The sequence below is a fragment of the Marseilla massiliensis genome (genome assembly GCF_016899855.1).
In the GTDB taxonomy this organism is placed as follows: domain Bacteria; phylum Bacteroidota; class Bacteroidia; order Bacteroidales; family Bacteroidaceae; genus Prevotella.
In genome coordinates this window covers 1-25967 of record NZ_JACJJG010000007.1, presented here as the reverse complement: position 1 = coordinate 25967, position 25967 = coordinate 1, and the positions used below count along the sequence as shown (strand labels likewise).

Sequence of the window (25967 nt, the reverse complement as noted above, 5' to 3'; positions counted from 1 at the left end):
TTTATAAATGATTTAAGATTGCATAATGCCATTACTCTCCAATGAACAAAAACTTGAGAAAAAAATCATAAGTCGCTTTCAAAAAGCGATTTATGATTATCAGCTTATTACTGATGGTGACCATATACTTATTGGTCTGTCCGGTGGTAAGGATTCGTTATGCCTCGTTGAGCTTCTGTCTAAAAGACAGGAAATACGAAAGCCGTCATTCACCGTTGATGCATTGCATATAAGGATGGAAAACATAAAGTATGAGTCGGACGAGGCTTATTTGCGGGATTTCTGTGAAAACCGAGGAGTGAGGTTCCATTGCGTTACGACATGTTTTGATTCTTCTACGGATAATCGTAAGTCCCCGTGTTTCCTTTGTTCGTGGAACAGGCGTAAGCAAATGTTTGTAATGGCGCAAAGGTTGGGGTGTAATAAAATAGCTTTGGGACACCATATGGATGATATTATACATACAGCCATGATGAACCTCTATTTTCAAGGCAGTTTTTCCACGATGCCTGTGTGCTTGAAGATGAGAAAAATGCCGATAACCATCATCCGACCGTTGTGTCTTGAGGCTGAGGAAGACTTGCGTATATTTGCCGCTAATAAAGGCTATGAGAAGCAAGTGAAGCTTTGTCCTTACGAAACAGATTCACACAGAACCTCCATGCGTGAATTCTTCAAAAAGATTGAGATGATGAATAATGGGGCACGTTATTCAGTTTGGAATGCTTTGGAGAAAGAAGGCAAATTAGTCGAATAAGGTGTTTTTTGTAGTTTATCCGTAAAGGATAAATGCAATTTATATTAAAATCTTTGTTTTATAAACCAATTTGTCGAAAAAATATTACCTTTGCATATAGGTAAAAGTCGCAAATTGGATGATGCGAATTGTCGTTGTCCGGTTTGTTTGTTTTAGAGTAAAAAGATTTGATTTTAGGAGGCAGGTATGACTAAGTATAACATTAATTATGGTAACAAGAAGGAGGCTGTATACCGTTCCCTTGTTAATCCCAAACTTATGAATGAGCTTAAGGGGCAGATAATAAGTATTTTGCTGAAAAGGAAAAAATATAAGGATAAGGAATATTCGGCAAAAAGATTAGCTGAAGATTTGCATACGAATACGCGTTATGTTTCAGCTGTGGTTAATGTTTGTTTTGATATGAACTATACATCGCTCGTGAATAAATACAGGGTTGATAATGCCAAATTGCTGTTAACCGATAAGCGTTATGCCAAACTACGTATGGAGGAGATAAGCGATTTGGTCGGCTTTTCTAACCGACAGTCGTTTTATGCGGCATTTTATAAATACACTGGATTGACCCCGAGGCAGTATAAGCTTGATAATACAAAAAACTGAAATAGTCCAAAAATCCATAAATACGTTTTATGAACTCTGATAATTTCAAATACACGGATGAACGGTTTGCTGATATCATGATGTTACGGTACCGTTTGGAGAATTTTGATTCTTTGTCTTTGCGTCAAAAGAAACTCGTATATTGTTTGTCACAAGCTGCTTTATTCGGCCGTGATATTACTTTTGACCAGTTTGGTAAGTACAATCTTGTTATAAGAAGCGTTCTTGAAGCCGTGTATATGAATTATGAGGGTTCTCGTGAAACTGATGATTTCAAGGCTTTTGAAGTTTATTTGAAGCGTGTATGGTTCTCAAATGGAATATACCACCATTATGGAAGTGACAAATTCAAGCCGGGTTTTACCCCTCAGTTCTTTATAAATGCTGTAAAGTCATTGGATTGTCGTGTGCTGCCTTTGGCTGACGAACAATCTGTAGATGAGTTGTGCGATACACTTGTTCCTGTTATTTTTGATTCTGATGTATATCCCGTAAAAGTTTGCAAGAAGTCAGATGTTGATTTGGTACAATCGTCAGCATGCAATTTTTACGAAAACGTAACCCAAAAAGAGGTTGAGGATTATTATGCCTCCATGAAAAAAACAGATGGTGGCGATCTGTTATCTTATGGACTTAATACTACTGTTGTCAAGAACGATGGTAAGGTCAGTGAATGTGTATGGAAGGTGGGCGGTAAGTATGGCGCAGCAATAGAAAAAATTGTATTTTGGCTTCAGCAAGCGTTAAATGTAGCGGAAAACGATAAACAGCAAAATGTAATAGAACTGCTGATAAGTTATTATAAATCAGGTCTGTTGCGTGATTTTAATGAATATTGCATTGAATGGGTGGAAGAAAAAGATTCGTTGGTTGATTTCATCAATGGTTTCATAGAAGTTTATGACGATCCGTTGGGACTTAAGGGTACATGGGAAGGTCTTGTTGAATATCGTGACATTGAAGGAACTAAACGAACAAAGGTAATAAGTGAGAATGCCCAATGGTTTGAAGATCATTCGCCAATAGATCCGAGATTTAAAAAGAAGCAAGTCAACGGTGTATCAGCGAATGTAATTTGTGCGGCAATGTTAGGGGGTGGTGAGTATCCGTCAACGGCAATAGGCATTAATCTTCCTAACGCGGATTGGATAAGAGCTGTCCACGGAAGTAAGAGTGTAACGATAAGTAACATTATATCAGCATATAACGAAGCTGCACGTGGAAACGGTTTTGATGATGAATTTGTTATAGATGAAGAAACGAAGGATATGATCCGTAAATATGGTGATTTGTGTGATGTTATTCATACAGATCTACATGAATGCCTTGGGCATGGCAGCGGTCAATTGTTGCTAGGCGTAGATCCTGATGCGTTAAAGGCATATGGTAATACGATAGAAGAGGCACGTGCTGATTTATTCGGATTATATTATTCGGCTGATGTAAAAATGGTTGAGTTGGGACTTTTACCAGACAAAGACGCATATAAGGCCGGGTATTATTCGTATATAATGAACGGCATGCTGACGCAGTTGGCACGTATAAATAAGGGGCATGATATAGAAGAAGCGCATATGCGTGATAGGGCCCTTATAGCCAGATGGTGTTATGAACAAGGAAAAAACGATAATGTCATAGAGTTGGTAGGCAATAACGGCAAGACTTTTGTGCGTATAAATGATTATGAAAAGCTAAGAGTTCTGTTTGGATGTCTACTTGCAGAAATCCAGCGTATAAAAAGTGAAGGCGATTATTTATCTGCTAAAGATTTGGTTGAGAAATATGCCGTGAAAGTAGATCCGATTCTTCATGATGAAATACTTACAAGATATGAACGATTAGGAATCCCACCTTACAAAGGTTTCATAAATCCAGTCTTGTTGCCTGTTACAGACGATGCAGGTAATGTAATAGATATTTGTGTGGATTATTCAGAGACTTATACTCAACAAATGTTGCGTTATAGCAAGTTTTATTCAACGCTGGTTTAGAAAATGGAGCAGGATACACAAGACAAGCTCAAGCAAATAAAAGCAAGTTTTAGATTGCAGATGAATGGTGTTGCGTCACAGTCGATGCGCGACAAAGGGTTAGGGTATAAAATTAATTGGGGAATAGGACTTCCGTTGCTAAAATTTATTGCCAAGGAATATGGCAAGGATTATAATCTTGCCATAGAATTATGGAAAGAGAATATTCGCGAATGTAAAATATTGGCGACGATGATCATGCCACCGTCTGAGATGGAGCCTGATATTGTTGATTTATGGATAAGTCAGATTCCTAATCAGGAAATAGCAGAGATGCTTGCTTTCAATTTGTTTCAATATTTGGATGATGCAAAGAACTATGCTTTAAGATGGTTAGCAGCAGATAAGGTGAATGAAGTGATTTGCGGATACAATGTCCTTGCACGGTTATTTGCCAAGAATGTGGAGTTTAGTGAGCGGGAAATAAATGAATTTATTGACCAGGCTCAGGCTACTTTGAGTGATGAGAATGTTTCTGTTCGGCATTCTGTGGTTAATGCCTTGACTCGTTTTGGCCAAATGGATGGGGGACATAATAAAATATTGAAATCGGCATTTAAATCATACGATTTGGATATTTTTTAATATAATAGGCACCTAATACGGGAATTTGTTGTATTTTTGTAACACGATACGACAAGTTGAGGAATGAAAGGTAATTCATACGAAGCCGCAAGACAGGTTTTGGACAATTATATTGAACAAAACAATTGTCGCAAAACTCCAGAAAGGTTTGCGATACTGGAAGCGGTGTATGGTTTTACTTCTTATTTTTCCTTGCAGGATTTAAGTGGTCGACTTGAGGAGATGAATTTCCCCGTGAGCCGCGCCACGCTTTATAATACAATAAAATTATTGTTGGCATTGCGCTTGGTTGTTTGTCAGCGCTTATATGACGGTATGCGTTATAAAGCATGTTATGGTGACAACAGATGTGTTCAGGTATGTACTGTTTGTGGTAAGGTAATGGAGGTGAAGATTCCTGAAATTGCGGAAACTTTGGACGGTATACATCTGAAACGCTTTCGTAAGGAAAGTTTTTCTGTATATATTTATGGTACATGCAGTACGTGTCAAGCCATGCTGACCCGTCAGAAAAAGAAAGAAAGTACAAACAAGAATAAACATTATAATGAATATGGAAAAAGGCAAAGTTGATGTGCTGTTAGGTTTGCAGTGGGGCGACGAAGGCAAGGGGAAGGTCGTTGACGTGCTTACTCCGGGATATGATGTAGTCGCTAGATTTCAAGGTGGTCCGAACGCAGGTCATACCCTTGAGTTCGAAGGTGAAAAATATGTGTTGAGAAGTATTCCTTCCGGAATATTCCAGGGAGGTAAAATCAACATTATAGGTAATGGTGTGGTTATTGCTCCAGATCTTTTTATGGAAGAGGCAAAAGACCTTGAACGAACAGGGCATCCATTGAAAGAAAGACTTTATATATCAAAAAAGGCTCATCTTATAATGCCGACCCATAGACTGCTTGATGCTGCTTATGAAATGGCTAAGGGTAAGGATAAAGTAGGTACAACCGGTAAAGGCATAGGCCCTACATATACGGATAAGATTTCGCGTAATGGTTTGCGTGTCGGTGATATATTTGATGGTTTTGAGGAAAAATATGCAGCCCACAAGGCACGGCATGAAAAAATGCTGAAGGCTTTGGGTTATACTGATTATGATATAACTGATGTTGAGAAAAAGTGGATGGAAGGGGTCGATTTTATCCGCCAGTTCCATGTCATTGATTCCGAGCACACAATAAACAATGCCTTGAAAGAAGGTAAAAGCATTTTGTGCGAAGGCGCACAGGGCACGATGCTTGATGTTGACTTTGGAAGTTATCCTTTTGTCACTTCATCCAATACAATTTGCGCGGGAGCTTGTACCGGATTGGGTATAGGCCCGAATAAGATAGGTGAAGTTTACGGCATTATGAAAGCTTATTGTACACGTGTCGGCTCAGGGCCGTTCCCGACTGAACTGTTTGATGAGACAGGTGCAAGGATTCGTCAGTTAGGGCATGAGTACGGTGCCGTTACGGGGCGCGAGCGTAGATGTGGATGGATAGACTTGGTTGCTTTGCGTTATGCTATAATGATAAACGGAGTTACGCAACTTATAATGATGAAGAGCGACGTGCTTGATGGTTTTGATACAATAAAGGCATGTGTGGCATATAAACGTAATGGAGGGGAAATAACAGAATTCCCGTTTGACATAGAGCATGATATAGAGCCCGTTTATAAAGAATTGAAAGGCTGGAACACCGACATGACAAAAATGACGAGTGAAGACGAGTTTCCAGCGGAGTTTGTTGATTATATCAAATTTCTTGAGGCCCAGTTGGATACTCCTATCAAGATAATATCTATTGGGCCTGACCGTGAGCAAACGATTATAAGGAAATAATTATTGTTAAAATGAAGAAATCAAGGAGATGGCATATTTACTGTTTATGGCATAATCCTTGATTTCTTTAATTGCTTTTATTGATATTAATTTAATAGAGAATATCTCTAATCTACGTTTTTATTTAATTCTCAATAAAGATGAACAAATCTTCAATACCTAAAGGTACGCGCGATTTTTCACCTATAGAAATGTCAAAGCGTAATTATATATTTGATACGATTAAGTCGGTTTTTGCTTTGTATGGGTATAAGCAGATAGAGACTCCTGCTATGGAAACATTGCAGACTTTGCTTGGAAAGTACGGAGAAGAAGGCGACAAATTGCTATTTAAAATATTGAATAGCGGAGATTATTTAAGCAAATTAAGCGATAATGAGTTGCAGAATGGTGATTCGCTTCATCTTGCGTCAAAACTCTGTGAGAAAGGATTGAGATATGATTTGACTGTTCCTTTCGCACGTTTTGTGGTAATGCATCGTGATGAATTACAATTGCCTTTCAAGCGTTATCAGATTCAGCCGGTATGGCGTGCTGACCGTCCGCAGAAGGGACGTTACAGGGAGTTTTACCAATGTGATGCAGACGTTGTAGGAAGTGACTCTTTGCTGAACGAAGTTGAGCTTGTGCAAATTGTTGACACTGTATTCAAGCGTTTTGGTATTCGTGTACAGATAAAGATTAACAACCGTAAGATTCTTACAGGAATAGCTGAATATATAGACGAGGCTGATAAAATCGTGGATATTACGGTTGCTATTGATAAATTAGATAAGATCGGAATAGACAACGTTAATGCGGAATTAGCGGCAGACGGCCTAAGTGCCGAAGCAATAGAGAAACTTCAGCCGATAATATCCATGTCTGGTAGTAATGAAGAAAAGTTAGACGTAATAAGTGGTCTGCTCAAGGATTCGGAAATTGGACAAAAGGGTGTAGAGGAGTTGCGTTACATCTTTGGCGTGCTTAAGAATATAGGTCTTGAAAATGAGTTGCAATTTGACCTGACATTGGCGCGTGGCTTGAATTATTATACAGGAGCGATATTTGAGGTTAAGGCTTTGGATGTACAGATAGGCAGTATAACCGGCGGAGGGCGTTATGACAATCTTACAGGTATATTCGGAATGCCTGGCCTTAGTGGTGTAGGTATTTCGTTCGGAGCCGACAGAATTTTCGATGTGCTTAATGCGTTGGATTTATATCCAGACAATGCTGTATCGGGAACGCAGCTTCTGTTCATAAATTTCGGAGAAAGAGAGACTGCATATTGTTTGCCCATAGTGTCAAAAGCCCGTTCGTGCGGGATATCAACGGAAATATATCCTGATGCGGTGAAGATGAAAAAGCAGATGGCCTATGCCAATAATAACAAAATACGTTATGTCGCTCTTGCTGGCGAAAACGAGATGAAAGAGAACAAGATTACGTTGAAAAATATGGTTGACGGTGAACAGAAACTTGTTGACGCAGACGAGCTTGTCTCGATTATCTGCAATGAGAAATAAGGTTTAGGTATGAGACTCGTTAAGTATATATTTTTGGCTGTGGCAGGCATACTGGTTTTATCTGCCTTCAAAAGTGAACAAAAGGTCAGGATATTTATGATTGGCGATTCAACTATGGCCAATAAAGATGTCAGTGGCGGTAAACTTGAGAGAGGATGGGGCATGATGCTCAAGAATTTCTTTACGGATAATGTCATCGTCAACAACCATGCGCTGAACGGAAGGTCGTCAAAAAGTTTTATCGCCGAGGGACATTGGCAAAAGGTCGTTGAACAGATAAGGCCGGGTGATTATGTTTTTATACAATTCGGGCATAATGACGAGAAAGCCGACACCTTGCGCCATACGGACCCTGGAACGTCTTTTGATGACAATTTGCGCAGGTTTGTTAATGAGACCCGTCGCAAGGGGGGAATACCGGTCTTGTTTAATAGTGTCGTAAGGCGTACATTTGCAGACAGCAAGACTGCTGTAGAAGATGACGACAGACGTGATAATTCATCCAATTATCTTGCTGAAGGTGACACTTTGGTGGATACTCATGGAGCATATTTGCTTTCGCCGCGTAATGTAGCCGTGGAGTTGGACGTTCCTTTTGTTGATGCCAACAAGATAACTCATGATTTGGAGGAGGGACTCGGACCGGATGGTTCAAAGAAATTGCACATGTGGTACAGGCCGGGTGAGGTGGAATACTTGCCTGACGGGAGGCAAGACAATACTCATTATAATGTCTACGGCGCATATATTGTAGCAGGACTTTTGGCCGAAGCTGTGGCGGATGAAGTGCCAGAGTTGAAGGATTATTTTAGGCATTATGATATGTCTGTGGCAAACGACGGCTCGGGATTGTATTTTGATTTACAAAGCGCAATAGATGCAGCCGAGCCAGGGCGCAGTGTTACTATACTTGTCGGTGACGGAGAATGGGCTAAGCCTTCGATTCCGAAGAACAAGAAGATAAAGTTTGTTTTGAGTGCCGGCGCTAAGTGGCTGTAAATAATATTATGATTAACGGCATATTGCGATGTCAAAGGTGTCTTTTGGTTACGCAATATGCCGTTTTTTGTGAGGTAATACATGGCGTATTACCAAGTTGTTGAGTATCTGCGTTTTGTCTATTTTCTTTCGGTAATTGTATTTTCTATTACCTGTGGATAATGCTGTTGTTCAAGAATGTGTATTTTTTCCTCAATGTCTTCAACTGTATCTGTGGGCGATAGGTTTGTCTTGAATTGTGCGATTATTTCTCCTCCATCGCATACGTTGCTTACGTAATGTATGGTTATTCCCGTTTCTGTTTCTCCTGCAGCCTTAACAGCTTCATGTACATGATGGCCATACATGCCTTTTCCTCCGAACTTCGGTAACAGGGCAGGGTGTATATTTATGATTCTATGGTCAAACTTGTTGATGAGAAAATCTGGTATCATGAGCAAAAAGCCTGCAAGCACGATGAAATTGACATTATATGTTTCAAGTATTTTCATTGTGTTTTCCTCATCATAAAGTTCCTGTTTCGTCAGTACTTTGGATGGGATACCGTATTTTGCGGCGCGTATTAAGGCATAGGCATCGGCTTTGTTGCTTATTACCAGGCAAACGTTGATGTCCTTTTTGTCGCGGAAATACTTTATTATGTTTTCACAGTTTGTTCCGTTGCCGGAAACGAAAATCGCAATATTGGTCATGTTGCTCAGGATAAATAATAGGTGCGTGAAAAAAAGTAGGTTGGCTACAGTCAATAATCGGTATCTTCGTTAGAATCGGTGTCATCATCATAATCGTCGTCTTCAAATCCGAACATGGCAGGTTCAATGAACGCGTCAAGACTTCTACGTTCTTTTTTGGTAGGTCTTCCGGTACCTCTTGCCCTGTTGACAAAACCGCTTATCCGACTCATTTCCAGAAGTTCATACTGCTTTGCGTCAGTTACGTTTTCATATATACCGGGAATAAGTTTTGCCCCGACACGTTGTTCTATGCATTGCAACACCTTGAATGAATAGGTTACGGGCGGTTTTTTTACACTTATTATGTCGCCGGTTTTTATCATATGTGATGGCTTGACGTTGACACCTTTAATGGTTACACGCCCGTTCTTGCATGCAGAAGCGGCTATTGAGCGCGTCTTGAATATCCGTGAGGCCCAGAGCCATTTATCTATTCTTGCAGTATCATTTGCCATTCGCGTGCTTGTTGTTAAATTGGTTCATCGTTATGTTGAGGCCGGCTAAGACAAAGCTTTTTATTATATCTACAGCCGAGTCTATGCTCGGACCGAGGACTTTCATGTCTTCTTCATCGTATTTTCCTAAAACCCAGTCAACTTGCATGCCTTTTGGGAAATCATTGCCGATACCGACTCTAAGCCTTGCATATTGTTGTGTGCCGATAACGCTTTGTATGTTTCCAAGTCCGTTATGTCCACCATTGCTGCCTTTGCCTTTAAGGCGTAATGCGCCTAAAGGTAGTGACAAGTCATCAACTATGACCAGCAGATGTTCCAATGCGATGTTTTCTTTGTTCATCCAATATCTGACGGCGTTGCCACTGAGGTTCATGTACGTGGTGGGTTTTAGCAGGATCACCTTCCGTCCTTTCAGGCTTGTCTCGCATATAAATCCGTAACGCTTATCCTCAAAAACAATATTGGACGCCTTCGCAAAGGCGTCCAATACCATAAATCCTGTATTGTGGCGGGTTCCATCATATTCATCGCCTGGATTACCCAAACCAACAATCAAATATTTGTCCATTATCGCCTGTCGTTATTCAGCAGATGCGGCATCGTTTGCTGATGCAATAGACTTACGTGTAGCCTTGATTGAGCATACGACAACATCCTTGCTTGTAGCGAGCTCGAGTCCTTCGAAATGCAAGTCGCCGACCTTAATGCTCTTGCCAATCTGGAGACTTGTAACGTCGATGTCGAGATGTTCAGGTATATCCTGGTATTTGGCTGTAACGTTGATCTTGCGTACAGACAGGTTCATACGTCCACCGTCACGCACACCTTGAGCCAAACCTGTAAGTTTTACCGGAATGCCGATTGTTATAGGCTTCTGGTCGTTAATCTCGTAGAAATCAACATGCAACAGTGTGTCTGTAACAGGATGGAACTGAAGTTCTTTCAGTACGGCAGTGTGACTCTCTCCGTCAATAATCAGATTGATTACATAAATGTGAGGAGTGTAGACGATTTTACGCAACTCGTTAGTCGGAACAGCGAACGACATTGCTTCCGGATTTCCGTTCTCGTCTTTTTTCTCGCCATAAAGGTTACAAGGTACAAGACCTTCTTTTCTTAACAATTTTGAAGCTTTCTTGCCTGTTTCAACTCTTTTCTGGCCTTTTACATCAATTTCTTTCATAATGTGTGTTACTCTAAATTAAGTTATTAATGTTGCTTAATTCGCCATCACACGGAATGATTCTTCACGTGATGCTTTTGAAAAAGCGGTGCAAATTTATTACTTTTTATTTTAACACACAAATTATTACAAAAAAAACGGATAAAAACATACTGAATTTCTTGCAGATAAATTAATTTTTGCATACTTTTGCAACGTAAAAGTAGAAAATGTACATTGAGTAATGATTAACAGGGAATTGATTAGAATAAAGATAGTCCAGTTAACCTATGCATACTATCAAAACGGAAACCGAAATTTGGATGCAGCAGAAAAGGAGCTGTTGTTTAGTCTTTCCAAGGCTTATCACCTATACCATTATTTGTTGGCGCTGATAGTAGCAGTCTCAAAAGAGGCTCGGAAATACTATGATGTTGAAGTTGCCAAGGCAAATCGTGAAGGCTTGCCGTTGCCTTCGAGTAAATTTGTGGATAATAAATTCGCGACCCAGCTTGAGGAGAACAAACAATTGTGTGATTTTATCGCAAACCAAAAGCAGACATGGGATGATGATGTTGAATTTGTTAGAAAGTTATATTCACAAATAGCTCAAAGCCGTATATATATAGATTATATAGAAAGTGACGACTGCTCGTATGAGGCTGATCGTGAGGTTTGGCGTAAGTTGTATAAAAGCCTTATAATGGATAATGACGAGCTGGATACCGTTCTTGAGGAAAAAAGCTTGTATTGGAATGACGATAAGGAGATAGTCGATACGTTTGTATTGAAGACAATAAAGCGCTTCGAACCGGAAAATAGCGTAAAGCAAGAGCTTTTACCTGAATACAAGGATGAAGACGATAAGGATTTTGCCCGAAAATTATTCCGTGCAACGATCTTGAACGCCGACCAGTATCAGCGTTATATGAGCGAGACATCACGTAATTGGGATTTTTCCCGCCTCGCTTACATGGATGTGGTTATAATGCAGATTGCTATTGCCGAAATGTTGAATTTCCCCAATATACCTATAAACGTAACCATTAATGAGTATGTTGATTTAGCAAAAATATACAGCACGCCAAAGAGTTCAGGTTATATTAATGGCATGCTTGACGCCATTGCACGTTACCTAATATCTTCGGGAGTCCTGTTAAAGCCGATGGGGGAAAAGACACGAAAGAAATAATCATCAATATTATATTTAACAGAAAATGAACACATTTATTTTATTGGCCTCACAGCAGGGCGCACAAGGAGGCAGTGGCATGTTCCTTATTTTTATGGTGGCAATATTTGTCATCATGTGGTTCTTTATGATTCGTCCTCAGCAGAAGAGGCAGAAGGAGATAAGGAAATTCCAAAACAGCCTTCAAGAAGGAACTAATGTCGTAACCGGAGGAGGTATTTACGGTGTTGTAAAGAAGATAGATCTGACGACAAATATTGTGGACATAGAAATTTCTAAAGGAGTCGTTATTCGTGTAGACAAGAATTACGTATTTGCAGACGTAGCGTCTAATATGGGCGCTGCAAATGTACAAAACAAATAATGGGCGACTCAAAATTGTTTCACATATTAAAACTAACGAGGAACTTCCTATTCAGTTGGGTGAATAGGGAGTTCTTGATTTTCTTGTTCTTTTTGGTTTTAAGTGGAACATTTTGGCTCCTTATGGTCTTGAACGAGACATACGACCGGGAATTGGATGTCCCGGTACAGCTTGTTGAGATACCGCAAAACGTGGTGCTTACAAGCGATACGACGACTAATGTAAGAATTACTGTTCGCGATAAGGGCTTCTCTTTGTTGGCGTATATTTATGGAAACAAGATACAGCCTGTGAAAGTGAAGTTCAAGAATTATGCGAAGAAAACAGGTTCAGGCGTGTTACCATCTTCAGAGTTGCAGAAGATGATAACTCGTCAATTGTTCAATTCGACACAGGTTATCGGCATGACACCCGATAAGTTTGAGTATTTTTTCAACTATGGCTTAAAGAAACGTGTGCCTATTAAATTGTTGGGCCGTATTGTTCCAGGCCAAAGTTATTATGTGTCAAAGCTGTTTGTTTCTCCGGATTCGGTGGATATATATGCAAGCAGTGAAATGCTTGATAGTATTAAGAGTGTTAATACCCAACCGGTTAATGTCACTAATCTTACGGATACTTTAATAAAGAATGTGGGTTTGCGTAAAGTGAAAGGAGTGAAGTATGTTCCGGAAGAGGTAAAGATTTCTATTTGTCCGGATATTCTTACCGAGGAAAAATGTGAAGTGCCCATAGTTGCTGTTAATATGCCTGAAGGTAAGGTGTTACGTACCTTCCCCTCACGTGTCACAGTAACCTTTACGGTTGGGGCCAGTATGTTCCGTTCAATTCGTCCGGAACTATTTAAGGTGGTGGCTGACTATAATGAAGTGGTGGATAATCCGTCTGAGAAATGCAATATTTATTTGCGTTCTGTTCCACATGGAGTGCGCAATGCAAGAATAAATGTTGACCAGGTGGACTATTTGATAGAGGAGCAGTAATATGGCAAAGATTAAGGTTGCCGTGACTGGAGGCATTGGTAGTGGCAAGAGTTATGTTTGCCGCTTGTTTGAAAAGCGTGGCGTTGCGATATATGATTGTGATAGGGCGGCTAAGCGCATAATGGCCACATCAGAGGAACTGCAAGCAGCATTGACCGAAATTATAGGTAAAAACGTTTATTTTAATGGCGTGTTACAAAAGGCTGTACTTGCTTCTTATTTGCTTGAAAGTGAAGAACATGCCCATAAGATTAATTCCATTGTACATCCAGCTGTGGCAGATGATTTCATCCATTCTGGATATACATGGATGGAATGTGCAATTTTGTATTCAAGTGGTTTTGACAAGTTGGTGGATAGGGTTGTTTGTGTTACAGCTCCGCTTGAGACCAGAGTTAATAGGATTATAAAGCGTGACGGGATTTCACGGGAAAAAGCTCTTGAATGGATAGCAAGGCAAATGCCGCAAGAAGAAGTGATGAGCCGTAGCGATTTTATAATTGAGAATGACGGTATTCAAAATCTTGAAATCCAAGTCGATAGGGTTTGCGCTTCTTTGGTATAATTTCAGTATAAGTTTAATTGATATCTTGAATAAAATATAAATCTAAGTAGTAAAATTATTTTAATAAAATGGAACAGACAATTCTTTCTATTTCAGGAAAGCCGGGACTTTACAAACTCGTATCGAGAGGTAAGACAAACTTAATAGTTGAAAAGGTTGACGAAACTCATAAACGTCTTCCTATATTCGCAAGTGATAGTGTTACAAGTTTGAATGACATTGCAATTTATACAGAATCCGACGATATCCCCCTTACAAAAGTATTTTCCAATATTTTTAAAGGAGAAAACGGGAAGGCTTTGTCCTTGAACTATAAGAAATGTAGTTCAAAGGAGTTGCGTGATTATTTTGCGAATGTCTTACCAGAGTATGACCGTGATCGCGTTCATGACAGTGACATAAAAAAACTGATGCAGTGGTATGATATCCTGGTGAACAATGGGATAACTGATTTTGATAATCCCGCGAATGCAGGCGACGGGGATGAAAAAGAAGGATAGATATAATTTTGTTCTTGAGTATTTCAGTAAAGAAATGCCAAGAGTAACTACTGAGCTTGAGTTTGGCAGTGTCTATCAGCTATTAGTCGCTGTCATTCTCAGTGCCCAGTGCACTGACAAACGCGTGAACATGATAACTCCGCGACTGTTCGAGTGTTATCCTGATGCAAAGTCAATGGCTGCAGCCGAAGCGGATGAAGTATATGAGTTGATAAAGAGTGTGTCGTATCCGAACTCAAAGTCGCGTCATTTAGTTGAAATGTCTCGAATGCTTATGGCTGAGTATGGAGGCGAGGTGCCTAATACAATGGATGACCTGATGAAGTTGCCGGGAGTTGGGCGGAAGACGGCTAACGTAATACAGGCTGTTGCTTTTGGACGTTCCGTGATAGCAGTTGATACACATGTTTTCAGGGTCAGCCATAGATTAGGACTTGTTCCTAAGAGTTGTGACACACCTTTGAAGGTAGAGAAGGAACTGATGAGGAATATCCCTTTGGATATGGTGGCAGATGCGCATCATTGGTTATTGCTGCATGGACGGTATGTTTGCACCAGCCGTGCACCACATTGTGATAAATGCCAGTTCGAATCTTTTTGTCCGAAACAGATGGAAGGTTCCAAGCTGGAGTGATATTGAATTACCGAGTTTAGGATTTAATAATTATGAAGGTATGCAGGCCCAAAGAATCTTGAATTTTCTCAGCGGTATAAAGCAGAACAACAACCGTGAATGGTTCGCTGCAAACAAGTCTGAGTATCAGGCTGTTAAAAGTGATTTTGAGGATGGTATAAGCAAGGCTATTGCCCGAATAGCGGAATTTGATCCATCTGTTAAACATCTTACTGCAAAAGATACTACTTACAGGTTTTACAGGGATACTCGTTTTTCTTCAGATAAATCTCCTTATAAGACACATCTCGGCGCATACATCGCAGCTCATGGCAAGAAAGCGCTTCATGGTGGATATTATATTCATTTAGAGCCTGGGCATTGTCTTGTCTCTTGTGGAAATTATTGGTTGCCAACTAACATTTTAACGTCATGTAGAAATGAAATAGTGGCGAACATAGACCAATGGCGTAGTATTGTTGAGGATAATCGTTTTATTAAATTTTTCGGAAGGCCTGGAGAAAATACATGGGATGATGCGAAAGGGTTTGGTCTTGAAAACTTAAAGACTGCTCCGTCAGGATTTCCGAGAGACTATGAGTTCATTCAATATTTGCGGATGAAAGATTATTGCTGTTGGCATGGCGTGTCTGATTCTTTTTTCGAAGGTGACGGATGGCTTGACGGTATCGTTGACATTTTGAAAGTAGGGAAACCGATGATGGACTTTATAAATTCGGTTATTGATGATTATGAATGAGATAAATCCTGTCATATGTAACAATATGACAGGATTTATTGTTTTTATATGTATTTGAAGCAATTTTTTTATTAGGGATGTATGTGTAACGGAAAATTTTGTATATTTGCAAAATCCAATAATTATTAACCAAAAAACTTCAAGCTATGAAAATCGGTATTCCAAAAGAAATTAAGAACAACGAGAATCGTGTAGGCATGACCCCGGCGGGTGTTTCAGAACTGGTAAAGCACGGTCATGAAGTTTATGTTCAGGCAACAGCCGGTTTGGGCAGTGGATTTACTGATGAGATGTATATTGGGGTAGGTGCCAATATCTTGCCGACGATTGAGGACGTGTACCGTATATCAGAAATGATAGTAAAGGTAAAGGAGCCAATTAAGCCTGAGTATGGTCTGATACGTAACGGGCAACTCGTGTTTACTTATTTCCATTTTGCATGTAGTCGTGAACTTACTGAAGCGATGGTAAAAAGCGGTGGAGTATGCCTGGCATATGAGACTGTGCAATTGTCAGACGGTTCATTACCGTTGTTGACGCCAATGAGTGAGATTGCCGGCCGTATGGCTACTATAAACGGAGCGCATTATCTGCAAAAGACCAAAGGGGGCAAGGGTAAGTTGATATGCGGAGTGCCAGGGGTACGTCCTGCCAAGGTTGTCGTTCTTGGCGGAGGTGTAGTTGGCCAAGCTGCCGCAAGGGTTGCCGCTGGAATGGGAGCCGATGTGGTCGTTACAGACATATCGTTACCATTGTTGCATGATTTGTCGATAAATATGCCTGCTAACGTCAATACGGTTTATTCTTCTACTAATAACATAATTACTGAAATCAAGGATGCGGATATCGTGATAGGCGCTGTCCTTGTTCCCGGTGACAAAGCTCCGAAACTTATAACCCGCGATATGTTGAAGCTTATGGAACCAGGTACGGTACTTGTTGACGTAGCGATAGACCAAGGTGGATGTTTTGAGACGTCCCGGCCAACAACACATAGTGAGCCTACTTATGATGTGGACGGAATTGTACACTATGCCGTGGCTAATATTCCTGGTGCTGTTCCTAACACATCTACAACGGCTCTTACCAATGCGACATTGAAGTATGCAGTGGCATTGGCCGACAAGGGGTGGAGAGAGGCCTGCAAAGCTGACCCTGCATTGTATAAGGGACTTAATGTCGTTGAAGGAAAAATTGTTTATAAGGCAGTGGCCGATGTTTTCGGTATGCCATACGAACATTTGGATTTATAATTTAGATAACCGTCTGCCAAATTATTTGGCAGACGGTTTTTTTGTTTATAACGGATAATATATGTCCGGCATGCATTCCCTATATCTCAGTAGTTGTATAAATTCTTGAATTTCAAGCATATAGGGATGTATTTTTAATATGTGCTTTATTGGGTAGCGAAAGATGGCTTTTTATCTTCTAAAAGGCGGCGTTTCAGAAACTGAAAGGCGTCAAATTGTAACATGGCTTTCAAAACCGTTTTTCCTAGGCAGTTGTGATTGATTAAGAGTTGTGGCAATCGTGGGCTTGAGTATAACCGTATAATAGTGTTTAAATGTATGTGATTTATGGCAAAAAATAAAGCGATGGCCTTCACAGGCAACCGCTCTATATCTTCAATAGGTATTAGTTTTTTAAGGTAAAAAGATTGTTTTCAGGATAACAGTTGCAAATATAACCACTTTTTTTATATTAACCAAATAATATAAAAGATTTATTTTTTGTAAAAATAGTGTGTGCCCACACAAAATATTATTTTAACATTGATTAGTAAATAAGCGTAAAAATAGCTCTTGTTTTTACAAGTAGTTTTAATTATCCTGTTGTCTTGATGGATATTTTTTGTTTGATATATTTGTTTTTATGGATAAAACATCGTAACTTTGGCGTATGAAAAAATATGGATACATGCGGCTTAAATTGTTTTTAACAGTTTGCCTTCTTCTTTTGAGCAGTATTTCAGCCTATTCCGACGGTTCTTTGAAGCGTGAGTTCAGGGGGGCATGGATACAGTGTGTTAATGGTCAGTTTCTCGGAATGGGGACACGCCAAATGCAAGATGTATTGTCGTCCCAGCTTGATATTCTCAAGGATTGTGGCGTTAACGCGATAATATTCCAAGTTAGGCCGGAATGCGATGCTTTATATAATAGTCCTTATGAGCCGTGGAGCCGTTTCCTAACCGGAAAACAAGGACAGGCGCCATCTCCTTATTGGGACCCGTTGGAGTGGATGGTGGAGCAATGCCATAAGCGTGGAATGGAGTTGCATGCGTGGATCAATCCTTATCGTGCCAAGACCAAGACTACGACGGAGCTTTCGCGCAAGCACATAGCAATAAAACATCCCGAGTTGGTATTTGCCTATGACGGCCAAATGATACTTAATCCAGGAATTCCTGAAAATCGTGATTATATATGTAAGGTTGTGGCCGATATAGTGGCACGTTATGATATTGACGGACTGCATATAGACGACTATTTTTATCCGTATCCTGTGGCTGGACTGTCCATACACGACAATGAAGAATTTGTAAAATATAATAATGGCATAAAGGATATTAACGATTGGCGCCGCTTTAACGTCAACTTGTTTATGGAGCAGCTTTACAAGACCATCCATGATGTAAAGCCGTGGGTTAAGTTCGGGGTGTCGCCTTTCGGTATTTACCGAAACAAGAGAAGTGCGCCTTCGATAGGAAGTATGACCACTGGCCTCCAGAATTATGACGATCTGTACGCGGATGTCTTGATGTGGGTAAACAATGGTTGGGTGGACTATTGTGCGCCGCAGTTATATTGGCAAATCGGTAATAAAGCGGCTGATTATGAAACGTTGATAAAATGGTGGAATAAATATGCCGGCAAGAGACACCTTTATATAGGTGAGGACGTTGAGCGTACTGTAAAGTATGCCGACTTGAACAACAGCAGGATAAACCAACTGCCTGCAAAGCGTAAATTACATGCAGAGATGGATAATGTAAACGGCACTGTCCTTTGGTATGCCAAGGCTGTTGTCGATAATGTTGGCAATTACCGTTCACTCCTGAAGAATGTTTATTGGAAGTATCCGGCTTTTGTTCCTACAATGCCATATATTGACGGTAAGGCTCCCAAAAAGGTTCGTAAGGTCAAGATTGTCGATATAGACGGTAAGCCAGTTCTTTTCTGGAAGAAACCTAAAGGCAATGGGTGGAAGAATGAGGCTGTGCGTTACGTGGTTTATAGATTTTCGGACGGCGAGCGTGTCAATACAGATGATCCGTCGAAAATTGTAGCGGTTACTACGGACGAGTTTTATGAAATTCCTGTACGTGATATTGAACCAGGGTGTAAGATTCGTTTTGCTGTTACGGCTCTTGACCGTATGAGTAATGAAAGCAAGCCCAAAGATAAGAAGATAAAGTTTTGATCAAGGAGATCGGACGGTATTATTATTTATGAAGAATCAAGACGGAAATTCGAAAATATAAATAAAATGAAAGCAAGTGAAGCAACGATAACACAGATTGAACGGTTCATCAGGAAGATTACCCAGAAATTTCCTCCTGTTGAGGAACCTACTGTCATGACAGACATACACCTGAGTCTTGCACAGGACAGTGGGGAGCTTATGGCATTTGACGATAACGATAACGAGATAACACGATGTGTTATAGGTGAATGGATCAACGATACGTCTACTGATTTTTATGATAATGCTGCCGACGTAATACGTTCGGTGATTAGCGGTATGCAGGACAATGTTGAGCACATGAGCATTTTGAAACCGTACAGTTTTGTTCTTGAGACAGACGAACGTGAGCATATCTCTGAGCTATATCTTGTGGATAGCGATATTAAGATTATCGGTGGCGACTTGATGAAAGGACTTGATGAAGATCTTGACAAGTTTCTTGATGAACTTCTAAAGTAATGTTTGAAGTGCCTGTCGGTTCATGTCCAGTGCATTGGTGTATTATGGCGTCAAGCAATGGATAATCATGTAAAATTTGTCTTGTGGCCGGTTGTGGAGCTTACATACTTACTTTTTGCTTGCCGGTATGGGATTACGCAAATGTTTTTACAACCGTTTGCCATGAGTAAAGAATGATATGACGAACCATCATGAGCCGTCTTGTATAACAGGGGATATAGAAAACCTGTTTCTTTTTTTCTTACATGTTGAATGTGTCTTTATTGCCAAGCATGTAAAAGGCCGTGTTTAGATGTTCCAAAGACCGTCTATACGGTACGAAAAGGCCGTGAATTCATCGTCGATAGACAGTCTTTTTTATTTAAAGAATATGTGTTCTGTCTAACAGGTTGGCGTTTAACGTGTTATGCTACCATTCTTTTTTTATGTTGGTAGGATTATAGTATTGCTTTACCTGAAAACTTTGCGGCATTCACATAAATAGAGCATTAAGGCAGGATATTGTTTTTGTGGTTACGGAAAAACGTTAAAATCGTAATTATTTGTATAAAATTTTCTTTTTTCTTGCTTACTTTGAAAATATAATATTACCTTTGCATTTGCAAACTCGAGTTTGCAAAACCATCATGAACAACATAAGTGCGAATATTAAACATCAAGGTATAATTGACGAAATAACGGATGACTGCATAAAGGTGCGAATCATCCAGACTTCAGCGTGTGCTTCATGCAAGGTTGCAGGACATTGTAATGCGTCAGAAAGTAAAGAAAAGATTATTGACGTCGGTAAATGCGATGGCCATGACTATAGAGTTGGTGATGAGGTTGTAGTCATAGCCTCACAGAATTCAGGGCTTTTTGCCGTATTGCTTAGTTCTGTCGTTCCGTTATTCTTGTTGGTTGTGGTGTTGTTTGCCGTGATGTCGTTGACGGGCAATGAAGTCAATGCGGCATTGGCAAGTCTTGGCTCGTTGGTGCCATATTACTTTATTATATATATGTGCCGTGATAAAATCCGTGCTCGTTTGTCGTTCCGCGTCGAGCGTGAATAAATATATTATTAATGTGGGGATAAAATCAAATAACAATAACTAAAACAAATTACAAAACTTATGAACTTTATTTTGATTGCAGTGGCTGTTCTTGGAGGCATTGCGCTGGTGTCGGCTGTGGTGCTATATGTTTGTTCCAAGAAGTTTGCTGTGTATGAAGACCCTCGCTTGGGACAGGTGACGGCATTGTTGCCTGGTGCCAATTGCGGCGGTTGCGGCTATCCCGGATGTTCGGGTATGGCTTCAGCCTTGGTCAAAGGTGCCGATGCCGGTTCGCTCGATGGGCTTTACTGTCCGGTTGGAGGAGCTGAGGTGATGGGGCAGGTTGCCGATTTATTGGGTATGGCGGTAGCCAATACCGAGCCTAAAGTTGCCGTTGTCCGCTGTAACGGGACGTGTGAATTACGTCCACGTATAGCTGAATACAGCGGGTTGCGTACATGTACGGCTATGAATTCATGCGGAGCCGGCGAAACTGGATGTGGGTATGGATGTCTCGGCTGTGGTGATTGTGTCAGCGCATGTTCGTTCGGAGCAATCAAGATTAATGATGAAACAGGATTGCCAGAGGTTGATGAAGATAAGTGCACGGCCTGCGGTGCATGTGTGAATTCTTGTCCTCGCCATATTATCGAATTGCGTAAGCGGGGCGTGAAGAACCGCCGTGTTTATGTACGTTGCGTCAATAAAGACAAGGGGGCCGCAGCGATGAAGGCATGTAAAGCCGCTTGTATAGGTTGCGGAAAGTGTGAGAAAGAATGTAATTTCGGTGCAATAACAATACAGGGCAATCTTTCATATATTGACCCCGACAAGTGTCGTTTGTGCAGAAAGTGCGTTGAGGTCTGTCCTACACATGCCATCGTGGCCATTAATTTTCCCGCGCCGAAGGCCAAACCCGTTGTAAGTGACGTGGAGAAAGATGACGTAGAACTCAAACAAGAGGAGGTAAAAGCATGAAACTCAGAACTTTTAGAATAGGCGGAGTACATCCAGAGGAAAATAAATTGTCTTCTGAGTCGGTTACTCAGGTGGCAAAGCTTCCACAGCAGGCAATATTTCCGCTTTCTCAACATATTGGAGCGCCTGCAAAACCTGTAGTTAAGAAAGGCGATAAGGTAAAAGTCGGAACCTTGTTGGCAGAGGCTGGAGGATTTGTTTCTGCACCTGTATATTCGTCGGTTTCGGGCACAGTTATGAAGATAGATGAAGCCATCGACGCGACTGGATACCGTAAGCCGGTGATAATTGTTAAGGTTGAGGGTGACGAGTGGGAGGAAAGTATTGACCGCTCGGATAAACTTGAGACTTTGGACGCCCATCCAGAACTTACACCAGAGGAAATAATTGAGCGTGTGAAGAAAGCCGGAGTCACCGGTATGGGCGGCGCAGGCTTCCCCACATTTATAAAGTTGTGCCCTCCGCCTACAGCCAAGGCCGAGTGTGTTATATTGAACGGTGTAGAGTGTGAGCCTTACATCACTTCGGATTATAGGCTCATGATGGAACATGCAGACGAAATCCTTGTTGGCTTAGACCTGCTGATGAAAGCGGTAAAGGTAAACAAAGGATATATCGGTATTGAGGAAAACAAGCCTGCCGCGATACGGCTTTTTGAGGAGAAGACCAAAGATAATCCCAATGTTGAGATTGTTCCATTGGCAAAGAAATATCCTCAAGGTGGCGAAAAGCAGCTTGTTGACGCAGTGATACGCCGTCAAGTACCGGCTCCGCCTGCCATCCCCGTCAATGTAGGGGCTGTTGTACAGAACGTTGGAACGGCGTATGCTGTATATCAGGCAGTAATGAAAAACAAACCGTTGTTTGAGCGTTACACAACCGTAACTGGCAAGAAACTTGCCCACCCGGCAAACTTTCTCGTACGCATGGGTACTCCCATGATAGACTTAATCAATGAATGCGGCGGAATGCCGGAGGGCGACAATAAGTTGTTGGCTGGTGGCCCTATGATGGGCAAGGCGCTGACTTCAGTCGAGGTTCCTATTTGTAAGGGAACCAATAGTGTAACTATTTTGAGCGGTGATGAAGCAAAGCGTAAGCCTGCACAACCGTGTATACGTTGTGCCAAGTGCGTAAGCGCATGCCCTATGGGACTGGAACCTTATTTGTTGGCAACTGCAAGTGCGTTGCATGATTGGGAAAAAGTTGAGGCGGCAGGAGTTACGTCGTGTATCGAATGTGGTTCATGCCAGTTTACTTGTCCTGCCCATAGGCCAATGCTTGATAACATACGTTTTGGCAAGAGTACCGTTATGGGCTTGATTAAGGCGCGTAACGCGAAAAAATAAATTACAATTAAAGAAATTGCAAACGAATTAAAGATGAATAAACTGATAGTATCATTGTCGCCGCATGCGCATGGCACGGATAGTGTTGAGCGCAATATGTACGGTGTAATTATAGCCTTGGTGCCGGCATTGCTTGTGTCGTTCCTGTATTTTGGCGTCGGTTCGGCTATAGTCTGCGCATCGAGCGTTGCAGCTTGTGTATTCTTTGAATGGGCGATAACCAAATATATGCTTAAGCGCCAGCCTACGATTACTGACGGTTCAGCTATATTGACGGGATTGCTTCTTGGTTTCAATCTACCTTCAAATATTCCTGTGTGGATTGTTATAATAGGAGCCTTAGTCGCAATTGGCGTGGGAAAGATGACTTTCGGAGGCTTGGGATGCAATCCGTTTAATCCTGCGTTGGTCGGACGTTGTTTTCTTTTAGCATCATTCCCTGTACAGATGACTTCTTGGCCGATAGCCGGACAGGTTGCGTCTTACGTAGACGCACAGACAGGGGCAACACCGTTAAGTATAATGAAAGCCGCAATAAAGAGCGGAGATGCGTCTGTTCTCGATAAGCTTCCTGACTCTTTGTCGCTTTTACTTGGTGATCCAGGTTTAAACAACGGTGCGGGAGCGATAGGCGAAGTGTGTGCTTTAGCGCTCCTTATAGGCTTGGCGTATATGTTATGGAAGAAAATAATAACCTGGCATATCCCTGTAAGCATACTTGCCACGGTGTTTGTCTTCAGTGGGTTGCTGCATCTTGCAAACCCTGTTTACGCCAATCCAGTTGCTACATTGCTTAGTGGTGGACTTATGCTTGGCGCCATTTTTATGGCAACAGATTATGTGACTTCACCGATGACGCATAAAGGTCAGATAATATATGGCGTCGCAATAGGTTTTCTTACCGTTGTTATAAGAAATTGGGGAGCGTATCCAGAAGGTATGTCTTTCGCTATTCTTATCATGAATGCGTTTACACCGCTGATTAACACGTATGTGAAACCCAAGCGTTTTGGTGAAACAGTAAACAAGGAGGGTGGAAAATGAAGAAACTTGAATCAACGATAACGAACATGGTTGTTGTTCTGGTAGGTGTAGCTTTGATAACGGGCGGAATCCTGGCTTATGTAAACCATGTGACGGAAGCGCCCATAAGACAGCAGGCGCAAAAGGCTCTTGCCGATGGCATAAAGTCTGTTATGGGTGGTGTGGAACTGACCGTTGCGAAAGATGATACCGTAAGGCAAAACGTGGCGGGTAAGGAAATGCTTTTCGTTATACACGAAACCGTTGGACCTGACAAGCAGCCTTTAGGTGCGGCTGTTGAAAGTACATCTGGAGGTTTTGGTGGAGACTTGAAGGTATTGGTCGGTTTCGATAACGAAGGCAAGATTTTGGGATATACTATTCTCCAGCATTCAGAAACTCCAGGACTTGGCGCAAAAGCCGATAAGTGGTTCCAGAAAGATGGTAAAGGATGTATTGTAGGGAAACATCCGGCAACTGACAATCTCACCGTGTCAAAAGACGGAGGCACGGTTGATGCGATAACGGCTTCAACAATAACGAGCAGAGCTTTCCTGTTGGCGGTCAACCAAGCCTACCAGGCTTATAAGTCGCTGCCTGTTGACGCACATACAGGAGCTACGGGGAAACACAATAATTAAAAAACAGATGTTATCATGAATTATATTAAAATATTAATCAACGGCATTGTAAAGGAGAATCCTACGTTTGTACTTCTCCTCGGAATGTGTCCTACGCTGGCTACAACGACATCAGCCATGAACGGGATGTCTATGGGACTGGCTACCATGTTCGTGCTTATATGCTCCAACCTGGTAATATCCTTGATAAAGAACTTGACTCCGGACATGGTGCGAATACCCGTGTTTGTTGTGGTCATAGCATCGTTTGTCACGATACTGCAAATGCTTATGCAGGCATATGTACCGGCAATTTATGCAACACTTGGCCTTTATATACCGCTTATCGTGGTCAATTGTATCATTCTCGGACGAGCCGAGGCGTTCGCGTGCAGCCATGGGCCGATAGAGAGCCTTTTTGACGGTATCGGAATAGGTCTTGGCTTCAGTATTGCGTTGACACTGCTCGGTGCCGTTCGCGAACTGCTTGGTGCCGGTTCAATATTCGGCATGGTGCTTTTACCAGAGACGGCCAACATGCTTCTCTTTATTCTACCTCCAGGAGCGTTTATCACTCTCGGATTTTTGATAGCGATAGTTAATAGATTTAAGAAGGCGTAATATATGGAGTATTTATTGATTTTCATCTCGGCGATATTCGTGAACAACATCGTGTTGTCACAATTCCTCGGTATTTGCCCGTTCCTTGGAGTTTCGCAAAAGATATCGACGTCGCTCGGTATGGGAGCGGCAGTAGCGTTTGTGCTGACACTTTCAACAATAGTGACCTACCTTGTGCAGATATATGTGCTCAACCCTATGGGGCTGCAGTATCTTCAAACTATAGCGTTCATTCTTGTCATTGCCGCTTTGGTGCAGATGGTGGAGATTATATTGAAGAAAGTTTCGCCGTCGCTTTACCAGGCATTAGGCATATATCTTCCGCTGATTACCACCAACTGTGCCGTATTGGGCGTTGCGATTCTTGTTATCCAGAAGGAGTATTCGTTAATACAGAGCGTCGTGTATGCTTTTTCAACAGCGGTAGGTTTTGCCGTCGCATTGATTATTTTTGCAGGTATACGTGAGCAGCTTGCCATGGTAAGTATTCCTAAAGGTATGCGCGGCATGGCGATAGTTCTTGTCACGGCAGGTCTTTTGAGTCTTGCTTTCATGGGCTTTTCAGGTGTCGACGGAGGCTTGAAGGCATTGTTCGGATTGAACTGATATAGTGTAAATATTTATTATGGAAAAGTGTTTTGGTACCGGAGACAATCCTGTGGTGCTGAGACACTTTTCTTTTTTGTATTAATTTTACTTGAGTTCGGGATAAGGCACCATTAAAAGAGTTGCAGTTGCGCAGTTTTTTCAATGTGTACAGGCAAGGCCTCA

29 protein-coding genes are annotated in these 25967 nt (G+C 41.4%); 25 read left to right on the top strand and 4 right to left on the bottom strand.

Going from position 1 to position 25967, the window contains the following annotated elements; genetic code table 11:
• The first annotated feature begins 25 nt into the window (after positions 1–25).
• From H6A34_RS03025 to H6A34_RS02990, 8 genes are all read left to right on the top strand, one after another.
• Entirely contained in the window at positions 26–757 is a 732-nt protein-coding gene (locus H6A34_RS03025) for a tRNA 2-thiocytidine biosynthesis TtcA family protein (protein ID WP_205103372.1), read from the top strand.
• Positions 758–943: 186 nt separating this feature from the next.
• The gene (locus H6A34_RS03020) at positions 944–1360 is read left to right on the top strand and encodes a helix-turn-helix domain-containing protein (RefSeq protein WP_205103370.1); all 417 of its coding nucleotides are present in this window, start codon (positions 944–946) and stop codon (positions 1358–1360) included.
• A 29-nt stretch (positions 1361–1389) separates the two neighbouring features.
• Positions 1390–3351 carry a dipeptidyl-peptidase 3 family protein gene (locus H6A34_RS03015; RefSeq protein WP_205103368.1) on the top strand — a complete coding sequence of 654 codons (1962 nt, stop codon included), beginning with the start codon at positions 1390–1392 and terminating at the stop codon, positions 3349–3351.
• A gap of 3 nt (positions 3352–3354) precedes the next feature.
• On the top strand, positions 3355–3975 hold the full coding sequence (locus H6A34_RS03010) for a DNA alkylation repair protein (RefSeq protein WP_205103366.1): 621 nt from the start codon (positions 3355–3357) through the stop codon (positions 3973–3975).
• Between the two features lie 63 nt (positions 3976–4038).
• On the top strand, positions 4039–4548 hold the full coding sequence (locus H6A34_RS03005; protein ID WP_021948625.1) for a Fur family transcriptional regulator: 510 nt from the start codon (positions 4039–4041) through the stop codon (positions 4546–4548).
• Entirely contained in the window at positions 4529–5803 is a 1275-nt protein-coding gene (locus H6A34_RS03000) for an adenylosuccinate synthase (RefSeq protein ID WP_205103364.1), read from the top strand. Before H6A34_RS03005 ends, H6A34_RS03000 begins: the two co-directional genes overlap by 20 nt.
• Positions 5804–5943: 140 nt before the next feature.
• Positions 5944–7311: a histidine--tRNA ligase gene (gene hisS, locus H6A34_RS02995; RefSeq protein WP_205103362.1), complete on the top strand. Its 1368-nt coding sequence runs from the start codon at positions 5944–5946 to the stop codon at positions 7309–7311.
• 96 nt (positions 7312–7407) lie between these two features.
• Entirely contained in the window at positions 7408–8310 is a 903-nt protein-coding gene (locus H6A34_RS02990) for a rhamnogalacturonan acetylesterase (RefSeq protein ID WP_239480732.1), read from the top strand.
• Positions 8311–8429: 119 nt separating this feature from the next.
• Here the strand turns inward: H6A34_RS02990 and purN are convergent, their stop codons facing one another.
• From purN to H6A34_RS02970, 4 genes are read right to left on the bottom strand one after another with little or no spacing between them, the layout of a single operon-like run.
• On the bottom strand, positions 8430–9002 hold the full coding sequence (gene purN, locus H6A34_RS02985) for a phosphoribosylglycinamide formyltransferase (RefSeq protein WP_205103358.1): 573 nt from the start codon (positions 9000–9002) through the stop codon (positions 8430–8432).
• Positions 9003–9052: 50 nt separating this feature from the next.
• The gene (locus H6A34_RS02980) at positions 9053–9499 is read right to left on the bottom strand and encodes an RNA-binding S4 domain-containing protein (RefSeq protein WP_021948630.1); all 447 of its coding nucleotides are present in this window, start codon (positions 9497–9499) and stop codon (positions 9053–9055) included.
• On the bottom strand, positions 9489–10070 hold the full coding sequence (gene pth / locus H6A34_RS02975) for an aminoacyl-tRNA hydrolase (RefSeq protein ID WP_021948631.1): 582 nt from the start codon (positions 10068–10070) through the stop codon (positions 9489–9491). Before pth ends, H6A34_RS02980 begins: the two co-directional genes overlap by 11 nt.
• Before the next feature lie 12 nt (positions 10071–10082).
• Complete coding sequence (locus H6A34_RS02970) at positions 10083–10685, bottom strand: 50S ribosomal protein L25/general stress protein Ctc (RefSeq protein WP_205103355.1); 603 nt, start codon at positions 10683–10685, stop codon at positions 10083–10085.
• A gap of 223 nt (positions 10686–10908) precedes the next feature.
• On the opposite strand from H6A34_RS02970, the gene nusB reads away from it, so the two are divergent.
• The 17 genes from nusB (at position 10909) to rsxA (ending at position 25802) form a co-directional block, all read left to right on the top strand.
• A complete protein-coding gene (nusB, locus tag H6A34_RS02965) occupies positions 10909–11856 on the top strand; it encodes a transcription antitermination factor NusB (RefSeq protein ID WP_205103353.1) in 948 nt (315 codons plus the stop codon).
• 25 nt (positions 11857–11881) lie between these two features.
• On the top strand, positions 11882–12220 hold the full coding sequence (gene yajC, locus H6A34_RS02960; RefSeq protein ID WP_205103350.1) for a preprotein translocase subunit YajC: 339 nt from the start codon (positions 11882–11884) through the stop codon (positions 12218–12220).
• 122 nt (positions 12221–12342) lie between these two features.
• The gene (locus H6A34_RS02955) at positions 12343–13203 is read left to right on the top strand and encodes a CdaR family protein (protein WP_338088583.1); all 861 of its coding nucleotides are present in this window, start codon (positions 12343–12345) and stop codon (positions 13201–13203) included.
• 10 nt (positions 13204–13213) lie between these two features.
• Entirely contained in the window at positions 13214–13768 is a 555-nt protein-coding gene (gene coaE, locus H6A34_RS02950; RefSeq protein WP_205103403.1) for a dephospho-CoA kinase, read from the top strand.
• Between the two features lie 68 nt (positions 13769–13836).
• On the top strand, positions 13837–14268 hold the full coding sequence (locus H6A34_RS02945; RefSeq protein ID WP_205103347.1) for a DUF5606 family protein: 432 nt from the start codon (positions 13837–13839) through the stop codon (positions 14266–14268).
• A complete protein-coding gene (nth, locus tag H6A34_RS02940; protein WP_205103401.1) occupies positions 14252–14902 on the top strand; it encodes an endonuclease III in 651 nt (216 codons plus the stop codon). Before H6A34_RS02945 ends, nth begins: the two co-directional genes overlap by 17 nt.
• A 40-nt stretch (positions 14903–14942) precedes the next feature.
• Entirely contained in the window at positions 14943–15641 is a 699-nt protein-coding gene (locus H6A34_RS02935; protein ID WP_205103346.1) for a DUF2461 domain-containing protein, read from the top strand.
• Between the two features lie 146 nt (positions 15642–15787).
• Positions 15788–16894, top strand: coding sequence for an alanine dehydrogenase (gene ald / locus H6A34_RS02930; protein WP_205103345.1), 1107 nt, complete (start codon positions 15788–15790; stop codon positions 16892–16894).
• Between the two features lie 667 nt (positions 16895–17561).
• Positions 17562–19067: a glycoside hydrolase family 10-like protein gene (locus tag H6A34_RS02925; protein WP_205103399.1), complete on the top strand. Its 1506-nt coding sequence runs from the start codon at positions 17562–17564 to the stop codon at positions 19065–19067.
• Positions 19068–19133: 66 nt separating this feature from the next.
• A complete protein-coding gene (locus H6A34_RS02920) occupies positions 19134–19571 on the top strand; it encodes a hypothetical protein (protein WP_205103344.1) in 438 nt (145 codons plus the stop codon).
• A gap of 626 nt (positions 19572–20197) precedes the next feature.
• Positions 20198–20623, top strand: coding sequence for a SoxR reducing system RseC family protein (locus H6A34_RS02915; RefSeq protein ID WP_239480730.1), 426 nt, complete (start codon positions 20198–20200; stop codon positions 20621–20623).
• 60 nt (positions 20624–20683) lie between these two features.
• Positions 20684–21583 (top strand): Fe-S cluster domain-containing protein, encoded by a 900-nt coding sequence (locus H6A34_RS02910; RefSeq protein ID WP_205103342.1) that lies wholly within the window; start codon positions 20684–20686, stop codon positions 21581–21583.
• Complete coding sequence (gene rsxC / locus H6A34_RS02905; RefSeq protein WP_205103340.1) at positions 21580–22932, top strand: electron transport complex subunit RsxC; 1353 nt, start codon at positions 21580–21582, stop codon at positions 22930–22932. The genes H6A34_RS02910 and rsxC overlap by 4 nt, the downstream gene beginning before the upstream one ends.
• Before the next feature lie 33 nt (positions 22933–22965).
• On the top strand, positions 22966–23976 hold the full coding sequence (locus tag H6A34_RS02900) for an RnfABCDGE type electron transport complex subunit D (protein ID WP_205103338.1): 1011 nt from the start codon (positions 22966–22968) through the stop codon (positions 23974–23976).
• Positions 23973–24596 (top strand): RnfABCDGE type electron transport complex subunit G, encoded by a 624-nt coding sequence (locus tag H6A34_RS02895; RefSeq protein ID WP_205103336.1) that lies wholly within the window; start codon positions 23973–23975, stop codon positions 24594–24596. Before H6A34_RS02900 ends, H6A34_RS02895 begins: the two co-directional genes overlap by 4 nt.
• 15 nt (positions 24597–24611) lie before the next feature.
• The gene (gene rsxE, locus H6A34_RS02890) at positions 24612–25196 is read left to right on the top strand and encodes an electron transport complex subunit RsxE (RefSeq protein ID WP_021948648.1); all 585 of its coding nucleotides are present in this window, start codon (positions 24612–24614) and stop codon (positions 25194–25196) included.
• A gap of 3 nt (positions 25197–25199) precedes the next feature.
• Entirely contained in the window at positions 25200–25802 is a 603-nt protein-coding gene (rsxA, locus tag H6A34_RS02885; protein WP_205103334.1) for an electron transport complex subunit RsxA, read from the top strand.
• The last annotated feature ends 165 nt before the right edge of the window (positions 25803–25967 follow it).